The 15,500-nt window shown below is 34.7% G+C and carries 12 protein-coding genes; 9 read left to right on the top strand and 3 right to left on the bottom strand.

What is annotated here, in order from left to right:
• The first annotated feature begins 69 nt into the window (after positions 1–69).
• Positions 70–1,764 carry an SH3 domain-containing protein gene (locus tag ACZDYH_RS14755; protein ID WP_049107641.1) on the top strand — a complete coding sequence of 565 codons (1,695 nt, stop codon included), beginning with the start codon at positions 70–72 and terminating at the stop codon, positions 1,762–1,764.
• A 332-nt stretch (positions 1,765–2,096) separates the two neighbouring features.
• Here ACZDYH_RS14755 and ACZDYH_RS14750 read toward each other — a convergent pair whose 3' ends face one another.
• Positions 2,097–2,642 (bottom strand): hypothetical protein, encoded by a 546-nt coding sequence (locus tag ACZDYH_RS14750; protein WP_025710121.1) that lies wholly within the window; start codon positions 2,640–2,642, stop codon positions 2,097–2,099.
• Positions 2,643–2,964: 322 nt separating this feature from the next.
• Here ACZDYH_RS14750 and topB point away from each other — a divergent pair, with 322 nt between their 5' ends.
• Both topB and ACZDYH_RS14740 read left to right on the top strand, forming a co-directional pair.
• Positions 2,965–5,109 carry a DNA topoisomerase III gene (gene topB / locus ACZDYH_RS14745; RefSeq protein ID WP_474886487.1) on the top strand — a complete coding sequence of 715 codons (2,145 nt, stop codon included), beginning with the start codon at positions 2,965–2,967 and terminating at the stop codon, positions 5,107–5,109.
• A 267-nt stretch (positions 5,110–5,376) separates the two neighbouring features.
• The gene (locus ACZDYH_RS14740) at positions 5,377–6,624 is read left to right on the top strand and encodes a DUF4153 domain-containing protein (protein ID WP_006922049.1); all 1,248 of its coding nucleotides are present in this window, start codon (positions 5,377–5,379) and stop codon (positions 6,622–6,624) included.
• A 187-nt stretch (positions 6,625–6,811) separates the two neighbouring features.
• Here the strand turns inward: ACZDYH_RS14740 and ACZDYH_RS14735 are convergent, their stop codons facing one another.
• Complete coding sequence (locus tag ACZDYH_RS14735) at positions 6,812–7,777, bottom strand: arsenic resistance protein (RefSeq protein ID WP_474886484.1); 966 nt, start codon at positions 7,775–7,777, stop codon at positions 6,812–6,814.
• 291 nt (positions 7,778–8,068) lie between these two features.
• Here ACZDYH_RS14735 and ACZDYH_RS14730 point away from each other — a divergent pair, with 291 nt between their 5' ends.
• The 5 genes from ACZDYH_RS14730 to ACZDYH_RS14710 all read left to right on the top strand — a co-directional run bounded on the left by ACZDYH_RS14730 (position 8,069) and on the right by ACZDYH_RS14710 (position 13,551).
• Positions 8,069–8,761, top strand: coding sequence for an FMN-dependent NADH-azoreductase (locus ACZDYH_RS14730; protein ID WP_000522528.1), 693 nt, complete (start codon positions 8,069–8,071; stop codon positions 8,759–8,761).
• Between the two features lie 238 nt (positions 8,762–8,999).
• Positions 9,000–10,358 (top strand): branched-chain amino acid transport system II carrier protein, encoded by a 1,359-nt coding sequence (gene brnQ, locus ACZDYH_RS14725; RefSeq protein ID WP_474886482.1) that lies wholly within the window; start codon positions 9,000–9,002, stop codon positions 10,356–10,358.
• A gap of 84 nt (positions 10,359–10,442) precedes the next feature.
• On the top strand, positions 10,443–10,862 hold the full coding sequence (locus ACZDYH_RS14720; protein ID WP_474886481.1) for a VOC family protein: 420 nt from the start codon (positions 10,443–10,445) through the stop codon (positions 10,860–10,862).
• A 329-nt stretch (positions 10,863–11,191) separates the two neighbouring features.
• Positions 11,192–12,841 carry a copper resistance CopC/CopD family protein gene (locus tag ACZDYH_RS14715; protein ID WP_474886479.1) on the top strand — a complete coding sequence of 550 codons (1,650 nt, stop codon included), beginning with the start codon at positions 11,192–11,194 and terminating at the stop codon, positions 12,839–12,841.
• An 89-nt stretch (positions 12,842–12,930) separates the two neighbouring features.
• A complete protein-coding gene (locus tag ACZDYH_RS14710) occupies positions 12,931–13,551 on the top strand; it encodes a YcnI family copper-binding membrane protein (protein WP_474886478.1) in 621 nt (206 codons plus the stop codon).
• 42 nt (positions 13,552–13,593) lie between these two features.
• Here the strand turns inward: ACZDYH_RS14710 and ACZDYH_RS14705 are convergent, their stop codons facing one another.
• Positions 13,594–14,499, bottom strand: coding sequence for a DMT family transporter (locus ACZDYH_RS14705; protein ID WP_023521703.1), 906 nt, complete (start codon positions 14,497–14,499; stop codon positions 13,594–13,596).
• Positions 14,500–14,596: 97 nt separating this feature from the next.
• Here ACZDYH_RS14705 and ACZDYH_RS14700 point away from each other — a divergent pair, with 97 nt between their 5' ends.
• Positions 14,597–15,466, top strand: coding sequence for a LysR family transcriptional regulator (locus ACZDYH_RS14700; protein ID WP_016122323.1), 870 nt, complete (start codon positions 14,597–14,599; stop codon positions 15,464–15,466).
• The last annotated feature ends 34 nt before the right edge of the window (positions 15,467–15,500 follow it).

Raw genomic sequence — 15,500 nt, 5'->3', positions numbered from 1 at the left:
TGCTGAATGGTTTAAGTGGGAAAAATATAATGATACTTGAATGTGTTTATAGGAAGGTGTTTTGTACTTATGAAAAAGATTTTAGCTAGTGTAGCAGTAGCTTCTGTTACAGGAAGTGTATTTATTAGTACTGCTCAAGCGAAAAATACTGTTATACCAAAAGACACGAAGCATGAGCAAACGACTGATGTAGTAAAATATGAAAATCAAGTAACAGTAAATACAAATGCTCTACGTGTCCGCACACAACCAAATATGTCTAGTGCAATAATGGGACGCGTGTATGAAGGAGAAGTTTTACAAGTTATTGGAGAAGAAAACAGTTGGCTGAAAATTAATCATAAAGGAAAAACTGGCTATGTAAGTAGTGAATTTGTTTCGGGAAATAATGTATCAGCGAAGACAAATGTAAGCATGAGTCGTAGTAAAACTGTAACTGCTAATGTATTACGTGTTCGCACACAGCCAAATACGTCTAGTGCAATAATGGGGCGCGTATATGAAGGGAAAGCTTTACAAGTTATTGGAGAAGAAAACGGTTGGTTAAAAATTAATCATAATGGAGAAGTAGGTTATGTAAGCAGTCAATTTGTAATAGACGGTAGTTCAAATGGAAGCGACAATAACAATGGAAAAGTTCAAGTAGCGAGTGGCAATTACAAAGTTAACGTATCTTCTCTCCGCGTACGTACAGGTCCAAGTACTTCCCATGCAATTTTAGGCTCTATACATAAAGGACAAGTTGTTCAAGTAACTGGTGAAATTCAAGATTGGGTCAAAATTAACTATAGTGGACAAACTGCTTATATTAGTAAAGATTATATTTCAAAGAGTGGTTCTAATGCAAATGTAGACCAAACAAATGAACAACAAAAGAATGTTACGGTTCAAACTGACGGCACATACATTGTAAACGCTACTTCTTTACGTGTTCGCACGGGCCCTGCTACTTACCATAGTGTAATTGGTGGTGTATTAAACGGACGAATATTGCAAGTAACTGGCGTTGAAAATGGCTGGTTGAAAATTAATCATAATGGAAGAACTGGTTATGTAAGTAGTGAATATGTAAAATTCGTTAAAGGAGGTACACCATCAAAACCTGAAACTAGTAATCTATCTACTGGGGCAACAGTTGGTGACTACTATGTTAACGTAAACGTGTTAAATGTAAGAAACGGCGCTGGTACAAATCATGGTGTAATTGGTGCATTATCAAAAGGAATAAAAGTACAGGTTCTATTTGAACAAAATGGCTGGTTGAAAATTAATTACAACGGTAAAAACGGTTATGTATCAAGTGAATTTTTATCAAAAACAAGTGAGACTGATGCAGAGAAGTGGCGGCAATCCCAAGAGGTAAATAAAACAAATGACTTTATTCAACCAGCTGCAGGAAGATATACTTCTAGATTTGAGAAACGTGGTGGGAAAATGCATCATGGATTAGATATTGCTGCTTCAGGAACAGTGCCGGTTGTTGCTGCCGCAGAGGGGGTAATCACTCGCTCTTATTATTCTACAAGCTATGGTAATGTTGTGTTTATTTCTCACAATATTAACGGACAAACATATACGACTGTATATGCTCATTTAAAGAGTCGTCCTGTTTCTGCTGGTCAAAAAGTGAAGCAAGGACAACAAATTGGCATAATGGGGAATACAGGACAATCTGAAGGACAGCACTTACATTTTGAAATCCATAAAGGTGAATGGAATGCAAAGAAGAGCAATGCTATGGATCCAAAAATATATATTGGTTAATTGAAAATTTATCCCGCACTAACGGGCAGTAAGCCCCACGTCTCAAAATTCAGCGAAAGCGAAGAAGTTAGGTTGGGGATCAACTGCCCGTAAAAGCCCGATTGGTGAGGGCTGATAATCAGTGGGGATGAACAAAACCCCTACTGATTAAAGTTTCGCTTTATTATTTCAACCTGGAATAGTATATTTTCTCAAGCAAAGAGAATTTCATAGATTTAGAAGTTTTGAACTAACAATTCAAAGTGTTTTTATCTTTGTCTGTTAAGAAATAAAAATAATGAAATCGATCCCCTCTACTATGATGAAATAGTAGAGGGGATCGATTATAGTTGTTAATGTTTATGTTGTTCTTCTGTGGAAGAGGTGGGCGGGATATGCTCTGGGAACGTTACAAATATAGTCAGGATAATTACTACACCAATTGACAGTAATAATGGAAAACGTCGCTGAATAACAGCAGAAAAACTTTCTGATAAAAACTGAATCATACATGACATAGTTATTGTTATAGTAAGTAAAAGGCTAATGAACAATATACTATGAGCTTGTTGAGCATTTAACATTTCTGTAATCATTGCTCCCATCATACTTGCCATTAATCCAGAAAACATTCCTTCTAAAGCAGTATATAGGTGAAAACGTAGACCCACTAAAAAACCGATAAAACCACTAATTAAAATAGCAAGTAAAGTAGAATATAGTAATTCCCCCTTAAAGAGAATGCCTAAATAAAAACCAATACTTAAACCGATACTCATACTAAAAGACATAATAAATACCATATACTCCATTAGGGTACCCTTACGTTTAGAAATATTGGATGTAATAAGAATTGAGGTACAGCAAAGTGTTAAGGTAGTTAACGTATAAGCAAACATTATGATACCTCCTTGTCCTATCGTTCATTTCATCATATGTGTACTTATGATAATTTATATCTGCATATTATCTGCACAATTTCATAGATGTAGGCAAAGGAACGCTTGATTTTTTAGGGCGTCTTTTTTAATTGTAAGCATGTGAAAGAAATTGTTATATTATGAGTTTCTATTGTGAAGCCATAAAGAATAAGCGTATAATATTATAGGTCTCCCATTTGCGAGACAAACCGCGAATGATAAATAAGATTGTTGTTTTATCATCGCTTCTAAACATATAGACAATGAAAGTAACACTGGAATACAGATAGGGAGTTATAAAATGAAATTAATTATTGCCGAGAAACCAGATCAAGGGTTGGCTCTTGTTTCACAGTTTAAATATCGCCGGAAAGATGGATATTTAGAAGTAGAAGCGAATGAGTTATTTCCAAATGGAGCGTACTGTACATGGGCAATTGGTCATTTGACGCAGTTATGTAATCCAGAGCATTATCACGCAGAGTGGAAAAAATGGTCACTTGATACGTTACCGATGATTCCTGAACGATTTCAATTTGAAGTAACAAAGTCAAAGTATAAGCAATTTAACGTTGTGAAACAGCTGTTACATAATCCACAGGTAACAGAAATCATTCACGCAGGAGATGCTGGGCGTGAAGGGGAACTGATCGTACGAAATATTATTAATCTTTGTAACGTGCAAAAGCCGATGAAACGTCTATGGATTTCATCTTTAACGAAGCAAGCTATTTACCAAGGATTTAAAAATCTACTTGATGAATCAGATACAATTAATACGTATTACGAAGCATACACAAGATCTTGCGCTGACTGGGTTGTTGGTATGAATGCATCACGTGTCTTTAGTATTTTGTTAAAGAAAAAAGGAATGAATGATGTATTTTCTGCTGGTCGTGTCCAAACACCAACGTTAGCATTGATTGTAAAGCGAGAGAAAGAAATTGAAAACTTTAAGTCAGAGCCTTTCTGGGAAGTGTTTGCAACCTTTAATATAGAAGGAAAGAAATATGACGGGAAATGGGAAAAGGATAATGAATCCCGCTTAAAAGACCCTGATATGGCGAATAAAATTGCGGCATTTTGCCAAGGGAAACCGGCTGTTGTGAAGGAAATGAAAACGGAGCGTAAAGAGTTTCAGCCGCCGCTTTTATTTAACTTATCATCACTGCAAGCAACGGCAAATAAAGCCTTTAAGTTTTCACCGAAAAAGACGCTTGATATAACGCAAGCACTATATCAAAAAGGGATTGTTTCTTATCCACGTTCAGATTCTAACTATGTTACACAAGGAGAAGCAGCGACGTTCCTTGATATTTTACAGAAGTTAAGTCAGTTTGATGAATATAAAGGCTTATTACCGGCTCCGGTTGAATCCATTATGAATAACAAGCGTTATGTAAATGAAAAGAAAGTAACAGATCACTACGCAATTATTCCGACAGAGCAAGTTACAAACCCAAGCAGACTATCAGGTGATGAAAAGAAAATATACGATATGATCGTAAGAAGGCTTATTGCAGCTCATTATGAAGTTGCAATCTTTGACTATACAACAATCATTACGCTTGTAGATGAACGTGCTGAATTCATTTCAAAAGGAAAACAGCAAATTCAAGAAGGTTGGCGTAAAGTTATTTTCCAAGACGATAAAGATGACGAAACCATTCTTCCAATTGTAGCTGAAGGCGAAGAAGGAAAAGTTGTAAAGGTGAAAGTGAAAGAAGGAAAAACACAGCCACCGAAGCGCTATACAGAAGGACAACTTATTACGTTAATGAAAACAGCTGGTAAGTATTTAGAGAATGAAGAGCTGGAGAAAGTATTAAAGAAAACAGAAGGTTTAGGTACGGAAGCGACTCGCGCAGGTATTATTACGATGCTGAAAGACCGTAAGTATATAGATGTAAAGAAAAACCAAGTGTATGCGACTGATAAAGGAAAAGTATTAATTACCGCAATTGGTGACAAAATACTAGCTTCACCAGAAATGACTGCGAAATGGGAACAACGTCTTGCGGAAATTGGTGAAGGTACAGCTTCACCAGCTACATTTATGGAACAGACGAAAAAGCTATCAGCTAAAATTATTGAAGATGCAGTGGAAATGTCAGAGAAATGGGACTTTACTGGATTGCATGTTGAATCGATTGAGCGAAAAGGATCGAAATTTACAACAGGTAAAAAGGTTGGTAGCTGTAAAAAATGTGATGGCGATGTAATTGATAAGTCAACGTTTTACGGCTGTTCTAATTACAACACGACACAATGTGACTTTACCATCTCGAAGAAAATATTAAGTAAAACAATTTCGCAAAAGAATATGACAAAGCTATTAAAAGGTGAAAAGACCGATTTAATTAAAGGCTTTAAAAAGGGCGAGAAAACATTTGATGCGAAGTTAGAGTGGAAAGATAATAAGATTAATTTTGTGTTTGAGAATTAAGTTGTTTTAACAAATAAAAATATGATAATTAAAAAATATCCTATAGAATAGACGCTTAAAAAAGTCTATTCTATAGGATATTTTTTTGAATAAGTAGTACTATATATTTTTGTTTGAAATGAAATATACAATAAAAAAATCTTTATAATTGATAATTATTTATTGTAAAACAATAAATTGTGTATTAAAATCATTATCATAATAAATCAGTGAGATGCTTTTTATAGAAAGGTAACAAAGCTGTTTTTTATTAGAGGAGGTAAAATTATGAACAATCAAAATTTGATTATCGAAAATATGGATAACCCTCATGAGTTGGAGAAGATGTATAGAAAAGATCCGAAAGCTTTTAAAAAATCATTCTCACAAGCATGGGACCAAAATCCTGATTCCCAGGTTCTAGCTGCTTGGTATGAAAGGTTGCATTTCAAGGAGAAGGTAAATAAAGAAAAAACATCTTTGTTTCAAAAAGGTTTCTTATTCATGGGCCTTTTAGCTATTCTGGCCGGCATAAGCACTAGAATCATTTTCCACTTTGTTGAGCAGGAAGCAATTGCTCCAATTAATTTGGCTTTTGGTGTAATTCCCTTTATTGCTGCTTATTTTGTTTACAATAATACTCCGAAAAAAAGTATTATTTATTCCCTTGCAGCGTTGTTCCTAATTTCCGGGTATTATCTTAATACGCTGCCAGTAAATTATAAAGACAGTACCATACTTGCGTATTTACATCTTCCTATATTTTTATGGGGCTTAGTAGGGCTTGCATTTACAGGAAATGAATATTCAAAAGGCAGTACAAGATTAGCCTATATTAAATTTAATTTAGAATATTGTCTTCTCTACGGGAGCATGGCAGTGAGCGGAATGATACTTGCGGTATTCACCATGCGTTTATTTAGCTTTGTTGACTTAGATATAGGAGAATTCTATTTTAGTAATGTTGTTTTATTTGGAGCAGCGGCTCTCGCTATTGTGACTGCATACTTAGTATCAATGAATCTTAAGCTTGCTAAAAATATTACACCATACATATCTAAAATTTTTAGTCCTCTCGTCCTGATTACCTTGCTTATCTATCTTATAACGGTAATTTGGGTCGGAAAAAATCCATTCTTGGATCGCAATTTCCTAATGGCCTTCAACGGAATACTGCTTGGCGTATTGGCTGTTACTATATTTTCTATCGTTGAGAGTGACTCGGACGAGAAAAAGAACATTTCAGATTATATAAATTTTTCCTTAATTGTTCTGGCGCTTATTATTGACACTGTCGCATTGTCAGCCATAGTATTCAGACTTTCTTCTTACGGGATTACACCTAATAGACTTGCTGTTTTAGGTGTAAACATACTGGTCTGGGCAAATTTAATTTGGATTATGTTTTCCTATATGCGTTTCTTGCAAAATAAATCAGGACCAAAAGCTATCCAAGATGCCGTTACGAAGTATTTGCCAATATACGGACTTTGGGCAGCTTTCGTTATATTTACGTTTCCTATCATTTTTAATTAGAAAGGATCTGTTAATGTAACGAAAAGTTAATTCTCTATAACATATAAAATTTTTAGAGCCGATCAATTTATAATTGGTATTATTACGTTTGTAGTTTCGGTAATTTCATTTGTATTGATAAATAAGAAGTAAGTGTTGTATGTAATCTTTCCATAATAAAAAACGTCCCAAAATGGGACGTTTTTTATTATGCATATTGCCGTTTTTTCTTAATAAGCAACAAAACTTGTGACACACAAGCTAGTACCGGTAACTCAATCAATGGTCCAATAACGAGTGCAAGTGCGATAAGAGGTTCGTCTGGAAAAGCGGTCACAGCGATAGCGAGTGCAACAGGTGAGTTTCTTGCTAACGTTGTTAAGCTTAGACTTACTGTATCTATGTAAGATAAATGCATCATGCGCCCGATAAATTGTCCTAGTAAAAAATTAATGATGAAGAACAATAGAACAGGAACGAGTAATAATAAAACGACATTCATATTTTGCAGTAAATATTTACCTTGTGATGCAAACATCGCTACTATTGCTAAACTTAAAAATATAATTTGAGCAGAGCTGAAAAACGGAATGAGTTTATTCTCGAGAGTTTCAGCTTTTTTCATTTTATTCATAATGAACTTTGTAGCGTGTGCAAGTATAAATGGTAAGACGATTACGATAACAATACTTTCTACTAAAACAGAAATCGCTACAGTTTTCATGACACCAGCAAATAAAAATAAATAAATGGGAAGGAGCAGTACTTGCAAAATTAAATTTACAGGTAAAATTGCAGTAGAAAGTGCTACATTACCTTTCGCTATTTCAGTAAAGATTAAGTACCAATCTGTACATGGAGTAACCATTAACATTATAAATCCAACCCAAAGTGCTGGATGATCGGAAAGAAATAGTGCTCCTAACCCCCAAGCGAGTAAAGGTGTCCATAAGAAGTTAATAGTAAGACTTGTTCCAGCAAATTTTAAATTGCGAAATCCGTTTTTTATTTCTTTTAATGGAATGCTGAGGAATAATCCATATAGCATGAAAAATAAGAAGGGGACAATAAATTTGTCTGAATACGTATGTATCATATTAAATTGTCCGAGTACGATGCCGCATGTAACAGCAAAAAGAATAATAAAAGTTTGAAGCTTTTCTATAGTGCTCATGAATAAATCCTTTCTATATATGAATTTTCCTCTCAAAGTTTATTATACAAGTAATAAAGATGTATTTGGTGTTCAATTGTATTTTAGTTAATATTTTTAAGTTGAGATTTTATTTTTTATTAAAAGTTACTTGACTAAAGTAAGTGACTATATTACAATCACTTACATAAGGTAATTAAATAACAAAAGTTGTGATAGCGTAACTTAAGGTATCTATTGGAACTTTTTCTTAGAATAAGAATTTTTATGATGATGAATAATGAATATGAAAAGAAAGATTAGGTGAAGAAAATGGGACTATTTAGCTCATTATTTGGTAAAAAAGAAGAAAATACGAATGTAGAGGGGAATAAAAAAATGTCAAAAGTATTATTTGTAAAAGCAAACGATCGTCCAGCGGAGCAAGCAGTTAGTTCAAAAATGTATGAAACATTTGTAAGTACTTATAAAGAAGCAAATCCAAATACAGAAATTACGGAATTAGATTTATTTGCATTAGATCTTCCTTATTACGGAAATATCGCGATTTCAGGTGGATATAAACGTAGCCAAGGCATGGAGTTAACTGCTGAAGAAGAGAAGGCAGTTGCTACAGTAGATCAATATTTAAATCAGTTTTTAGAAGCTGATAAGGTTGTATTTGCATTCCCATTATGGAACTTTACAGTACCAGCGCCATTAATCACATATATTTCATACTTATCTCAAGCTGGAAAAACGTTTAAATATACAGCAAATGGCCCAGAAGGTTTAGTTGGTGGTAAAAAAGTAGTTGTGTTAGGTGCTCGTGGTTCAGATTACTCTTCAGAGCAAATGGCTCCTATGGAAATGGCAGTTAATTACGTAACAACGGTACTTGGATTCTGGGGAATTACAAATCCAGAGACAGTTGTAATTGAAGGACACAATCAATATCCAGATCGTTCACAACAAATTGTTGAAGAAGGTCTAGAAAACGTTAAAAAAGTAGCAGCAAAATTTTAATTCATGATAGTAAATGGAAAAACCAACATGGATGACCATGTTGGTTTTTTAGTCTATTTTTCATGTTAAAAAATGTATATTTATAAAATAAAAGAAAAGTTCGAAAATAGTATTGCAAAATATTATATAGCAAACTATAATGAGTTCAAGAATAGTTGATACTTAAATTAAATATTCAGAAAATTCAATTAGTTAAAATTGGAAAATGAGATAAGGAAACTTGAATGGGGGTTATATTATGGCGAATAAAGTACCGTTTTCGTTCATAGTAGTTATTGGATTAATGTTATTTGCACTATTTTTTGGAGCGGGAAATTTAATTTTCCCAGCGATGCTTGGTCAATCAGCAGGAGAGAATGTATGGATTGCTAACGCTGGATTTTTAGTAACTGGTGTTGGATTACCATTACTAGGTGTGCTAGCATTTGGTTTTTCAGGTAAAGATGATTTGCAGTCGTTAGCTAGTCGTGCTCACCCAGTGTTTGGGATTGTGTTTACAACAGTTTTATACTTAGCGATTGGTCCGTTATTTGCAATACCGAGAACAGGAAATGTTTCTTATGAAATTGGTCTTAAACCATTTATGCCAGAAGGAGTAGGTTCTACACCTTTAATTCTTTTCACAATTATATTCTTTAGTATCACTTGTTTTTTTTCGCTAAATCCCGCGAAAATTGTCGATATTGTTGGAAAAATCTTAACACCAATTAAGTTGACTTTCATCGGTATTTTAGTAATCGTTGCTTTTATACATCCGATTGGAGATATGCAAGCACCAGTGGAAGCTTATACATCACATGCATTCTTTAAAGGATTCCAAGAAGGATACTTAACGATGGATACGCTTGCATCATTCGTATTCGGGATTATCATTATCAATGCTATTAAAGAAAAAGGTGCGAAAACGAAAACACAAATTATGGTCGTTTGTGCAAAAGCGACAATTATTGCAGCATCTATTTTAGCAATTATCTATACAGCACTTTCTTATATGGGTGCTTCAAGTGTTGCAAAACTTGGACATTTAGAGAACGGCGGAGAAGTATTAGCGAAAGTTTCTAACTACTATTTCGGATCATATGGCGGAGTATTATTAGGATTAATGATTACAGTAGCTTGTTTAACAACTAGTGTGGGACTTGTATCAGCATGTTCTTCATTCTTCCATAAGTTATTCCCAAATGTTCCTTACAAAGCAATTGCAATCACGCTATGTGTATTTAGTGCAATTGTTGCAAATGTAGGATTAACACAGTTAATCGCAGTTTCTGTTCCAGTATTAACAGCAATTTATCCACTAGCAATCGTATTGATTTTCTTAACATTCTTCCATTCATTATTCAAAGGAAGAGCTGAAGTTTATCAAGTGAGCTTAATCATAACATTTATCATCAGCTTATTCGATGGATTAAGTGCAGCTGGAGTTAACATTGAAGTAGTAAGCCAAGTGTTCACTAAATTCCTTCCGATGCAGGAAGTAGGATTAGGCTGGATCTTCCCAGCGATTATCGGTGGATTTATCGGATATGGACTTAGCATTTTAAAAGTGAAAAACCAAGTTCAACCAGCAACTAGAGCGGATAAGAAAATAGGTTAAATAAAAAAAGTTATAGAACTTGTTTCTATAGCTTTTTTTGTTACTATTAATAATGAGAAAAAATAAAGTAGTAGGGGAAATAAAATGAAAAAAACAATTGATCATATCGGAATTGCAATTCGTGATATAGATAGTACGATACGTTTTTATGAACAGATTCTATCAGGAGAATTAATAGATCGTTACGTAAGTGAGACAACAGGTGTAGAAAGTGAAGTAGCCATTCTTGAAGTGGATGGAGATAGAATTGAATTACTTGCACCGACAAATAACACCACTTCACCAATTGCCCGATTTATAAAACAAAAAGGTAAAGGTGTACATCACGTTGCGTATCGTGTCGATGATTTAGATGTGGCTCTAGAAGAGTTAAAAGAACAAGGTATTCGGACATTAGAGCATACACTACGCATTAATAAGCACGGTAGAAGGTTAATTTATCTTAACCCAGCGGATACTGAAGGAACGATTATCGAGTATTGTGATTATCCGGAAGAGAAATAGGAGAAGGATATTTTTTTAAAGGTGTTACGTAATAACGTAATACCTTTTTATTTATGTATTTCACATTTTCTTCACAAATGATTCACGATAACTTTTCTTCTTTGATAACTTACATAAATATATTTTATGATATAATAACAATCGGCTTTAAAAATGTAAGTTGTATCCATCATAATAGTTACTATTATATTGGAAGTTTAGAGGTGGAAGAGAAATAAAGAGTTATACTTTATAGAAATTTATATTTAATCAGGTTAATATTTCTACGGAGAATCAAACTTTGGAAGTTAAAGGAATGAAAATAGAGCAATGAGGAAGAAAGAAGTGAAATGAGTGTGAAAGTAATGAGAAGATTAGGGACATGGTTATTACTTGCATGTGTGCTTATCATATTGATACCGAAAAGTGCATCTGCTCATGCGTACGTTGTGAAATCAAACCCTATGGAAAATGAAACGTTGAAGAGAGCACCATCTGTTGTAAAAATTGAATTCGATGAGGACATACAAGTTTCACGTTTTAATACATTGTACGTGAGAGATAAATCAGGTAAAAGGGTCGATTTAAAAGATGCTCATATTGATAAAAAAAATAAAAAACTATTAGAAGCCGGATTAAAAGAAAACCTCAAAAATGGTCTCTACTCTATTCAGTGGAAAGCTATTTCAGCTGATGGACATCCAATTCAAGGGGTTATTCCATTCCGTATTGGATTAGCGGAAGCGGAAACAGACGATGTACAAGTGGAAGAAATGGGGTATGTTCCGCAAATTGATATGATCATGGAACGTGGAATTTTATATACAAGTTTCTCACTATTTATAGGAGTGCTATTCTTTAATCTTATTATGTATAAAGGGAATGCAACCTCGGTTCAATCAAGGAGTAAGAACATAATATGGATTTCCTTATTAGGGATATTTATTAGCTTGTTATTCAATCTACCACTGCAAGCGAAAATAAATGCTGATGTTTCGTGGCTAGAAGCATTCAATCCTTTACTATTAAAAGAAACATTACAGCTTTCTGTTTTTGGTTATGTATGGATTACTCAAATGGTTCTCATTAGTACGCTTATAATTGTTACGTATTTTGCGGTGAAGCATGAGAAGTTTTCGTCGTTTAAAGTATGGAGTATTCCAATACTATTGTTTATAGGGTTACTTGTTATGAAAGCCTTTAATAGTCACGCATACGGTTTAAAGTTTAAAGACATTGCTGTCGTTATGGATTTTCTACATTTATTCGCAGCTTCATTATGGGTTGGTGGTTTATCATCTATTATTCTTCTTTTACGTAAAGAGGATAACAAGTGGCATATGTATTGGGATATGATTAAGCGTTTTTCACCGTGGGCAACAGGTGCTGTTATCGTGATTTTAATAACAGGCCTTTTTAACAGTACATTTTTTATTCCAACAATCCACTCGTTATTTGATACGAAGTATGGATTGGCTTTATTAACAAAGATACTTTTATTCATTTTCATGGGGATATTGGGAATTATTCATTATATGAAAGGGAGAATGCGAGCGAAGCAAGGATTAGGTGCTACGGTGAAAGTAGAGTTTATCATTGGAATTATCATTTTCGTAATTGTAGCTTTTATGACAAACGTACAAACACCACCGATGCCTCCTACTGGACCTTTTACAGAGAGTAAACAATTAGATAATGGATATGAAATGACGCTAAATGTAAGTCCTAATAGAGTAGGACAAAATATATTCCATATTACTTTAAAGGATGAGAACGGACAACCCGTTACTGATATGGAACAAATTATATTAACGACTCAATCGTTAGATATGAATATGGGAAAAGGATCATTTAAAGTTTCGGCAGTTTCACCGGGAGAATATGAAGCAGAAGGTATGTATATTAACATGACAGGAAACTGGAATATACAAGTACACGGATTAACGAAATCGCTTGATAGCTTCGATACGGATTATAAATTTATTGTAGGTGGCAGATAAAGTGAAACTTTAAGCAGCCCTCATCAATTGGGCTACCCGGCGAATAGCGGGATAAAGAGTAGGTATAGATAAAAAGGAGCTAATTGAAAATGAAACGCATAAAAAAATTAGGAACAACAATGATCGCAACAGTAATTGCAATGGGAATGTTTTCGTTACCTGTTAGTGCGCACGTTACTGTGAAGCCAGCAACTTCTGACATCGGTTCTTGGGAGACTTACACGATAAAAGTACCAGTTGAAAAGAATATAGCAACAACAAAAGTTACACTGAAAATACCGTCTGGTGTGGAATTCCAACAGTATGAACCAGTGCCAGGGTGGAAAATGGAAGAGCAAAAAGATAATGCCGGAAAAGTGAAAACTGTAGTATGGGAAGCAATAGGAGAAGGGATTTTACCCGGTCAGTTCCAGCGATTTACTTTCGTCGCTAAAAATCCGGATAAAGAACAAAAAATAGCTTGGGATGCATATCAACAATATAAAGACGGAGAAATTGTTGAATGGACAGGCGATGAGAGAGCTGAAAAACCGCATTCACTTACTACAATTGCAAAAGGTACGTCATTAACAGGAGAACATGGTGAAGTATCTAATGTAGAAAAGAATGAAGGTACTAGTAATATGCAATTGATAGCGATTGTTTTATCTATTTTGGCGATAGTATCGTCGGTAAGTGCGTGTGTTCTTGTAGTACGTCGTAAAAAGTAAGACGTAAGAAAGAGCCTACAAACAGTAGGCTCTTTCTTACGTTTATTTCATTTCAACTTGCTGCCTTACAGCAAGTGTTTTCGGTTTCATATTTACAAAACAAATACTCACAACAATAAATAATAGTCCGATGAATAAGCTAATGGTAATAGCCTCATGTAAGAAAATTGAACTTACAATAATAGCTATTAGTGGAATGAGGAAGGTATAAGCCCCAACTTTACTTGCTTCACCAGCTCCAACAAGTGTGAAGTATGCAAGCCACCCCATTGCAATAACAAAGAATGAAATAAAGAGAAGTACGCTAACAAATGGCATACTCCAAGCGATACTAGACCAGCTTTCAAACTCTGAACCAAATCCAATTAAGCAAAGACCACCAATAATAAGCTGAAGTGTTACCATCCAAATGGCATTCACACGGTGACCAGTCTTCTTAATGAATACTGTGCCAAGTGCCCAGCCAATAGCGCATCCTAACGCGAGAAGGATTCCAATAACAGAAATATGTCCTGTTAAACTGCTTGAGCTAATAACGCCTACACCAATAAATCCGAGAACAAGCCCGAAAATTTTCAAGCCGTACATTGATTCTTCAAGCCATATCCACGAGAAAATACCGAGTAAAACTGGTTGTAGAAATACAATGGCGGAAAATAACCCAGCAGGCATATATTGAAGGCCGACAGTTTGTAATCCGTAAAATATAATGATGTTAAGTAAGGAAGAAATAACGTATAAATGCCACGTTTCTTTTAAATGTAACTCTTTGTATTTCGGTAATGCGAACAGAAGTAAAATGAATCCTCCAATTAAAGTTCGAACGCCTGCAAATAAAACAGGTGGTGTATAATGCAGGGCAAACTTTGATAAAGGCCAATTGATTCCCCACATGAAAACGAGAAAGGTAAGGATGATGGCCGTCTTAGTTCGAGAAAGCTGTGTCACTGAAAGACCTCCTTGTTGTTATTCATTTCACTATGATATGATATCGACTGTAATAAATAAAATGAATCTTTTTTATGAGGAGTATAAGTGATTAGTTATGACCATTACACAACTGCAAGTATTAATAAAAACTGTTGATTTAGGTAGTTTTACGAAGGCTGCCAGGGTGTTAAATATGACGCAGCCAGCTGTTAGTCATGCGATTTCAAGTATTGAGTCAGAGTTAGGAGTTACTATTCTTATACGTGATAAACGAAAAGGGCTACTCGTTACGGATGTAGGAAATAGGATTCTTGTACATATTAGAGAGATTTTGAACGGTGTAGCGAAGATTGAACAAGAAGTTGCGATGGAGAAAGGACACGAAGTGGGGACGATTCGAATTGGGAGTTTTCCGAGTGCTTCTGCACATTTCTTACCGAAAATGATAAACCATTTTAAGGAGAAGTATCCGAGCTTAGAGGTCGTTCTTTGCGAAGGAACAATTAAAGAAGTTGAAGATTGGTTAATATCGAGGGTTGTTGATATAGGAATTGTTATTTTGCCTAATAAAGAGATGGAGATTGTCCCGTTAACGAAGGGGAAAATGGTTGCTATCTTAAGAGAGGATCATCCTCTTTGTAAGAAGGACTCTATTACAATTCGTGATTTGGAGAATGAACCGATCATATTATGTAAGGGCGGATACGAACCACCCATCATTGATATGTTTAAACAAGCCAACGTACCACTTCGGGCTGAGTATGTAATTTCTACCGTTACTACAGCTTTAAATATGATTCAAGAAGGATTAGGCATTGCAATATTAGCTGAATTATCTTTAACGAATTTACCACATAATGTGCAAACGAGAGAATTGGAACCGCAAGTATGGAGAGAAATTGCTTTAGCTGTTCCTTCATTAAAGGATTCTTCAATCGCTGTACAGCTATTTATTGAAGAATTTCAAGCGCTATTTGCAGAATAAAAAGGGGTGTCTCATATATCATAATGGGGCACTT

It is taken from the genome of Bacillus sp. EB V-12 (assembly GCF_056158125.1).
This window is presented reverse-complemented; position numbering and strand designations above follow the sequence as displayed.

Excerpts from the sequence above, each read along its gene's own strand:
- ACZDYH_RS14755 (WP_049107641.1), top strand. The coding sequence starts at position 70 with ATGAAAAAGATTTTAGCTAGTGTAGCAGTAGCTTCTGTTACAGGAAGT.
- ACZDYH_RS14730 (WP_000522528.1), top strand. The coding sequence starts at position 8,069 with ATGGGACTATTTAGCTCATTATTTGGTAAAAAAGAAGAAAATACGAAT.
- brnQ (WP_474886482.1), top strand. The coding sequence starts at position 9,000 with ATGGCGAATAAAGTACCGTTTTCGTTCATAGTAGTTATTGGATTAATG.
- ACZDYH_RS14715 (WP_474886479.1), top strand. The coding sequence starts at position 11,192 with ATGAGTGTGAAAGTAATGAGAAGATTAGGGACATGGTTATTACTTGCA.
- ACZDYH_RS14720 (WP_474886481.1), top strand. The coding sequence starts at position 10,443 with ATGAAAAAAACAATTGATCATATCGGAATTGCAATTCGTGATATAGAT.
- ACZDYH_RS14750 (WP_025710121.1), bottom strand. The coding sequence starts at position 2,642 with ATGTTTGCTTATACGTTAACTACCTTAACACTTTGCTGTACCTCAATT.
- topB (WP_474886487.1), top strand. The coding sequence starts at position 2,965 with ATGAAATTAATTATTGCCGAGAAACCAGATCAAGGGTTGGCTCTTGTT.
- ACZDYH_RS14740 (WP_006922049.1), top strand. The coding sequence starts at position 5,377 with ATGAACAATCAAAATTTGATTATCGAAAATATGGATAACCCTCATGAG.
- ACZDYH_RS14700 (WP_016122323.1), top strand. The coding sequence starts at position 14,597 with ATGACCATTACACAACTGCAAGTATTAATAAAAACTGTTGATTTAGGT.
- ACZDYH_RS14710 (WP_474886478.1), top strand. The coding sequence starts at position 12,931 with ATGAAACGCATAAAAAAATTAGGAACAACAATGATCGCAACAGTAATT.
- ACZDYH_RS14735 (WP_474886484.1), bottom strand. The coding sequence starts at position 7,777 with ATGAGCACTATAGAAAAGCTTCAAACTTTTATTATTCTTTTTGCTGTT.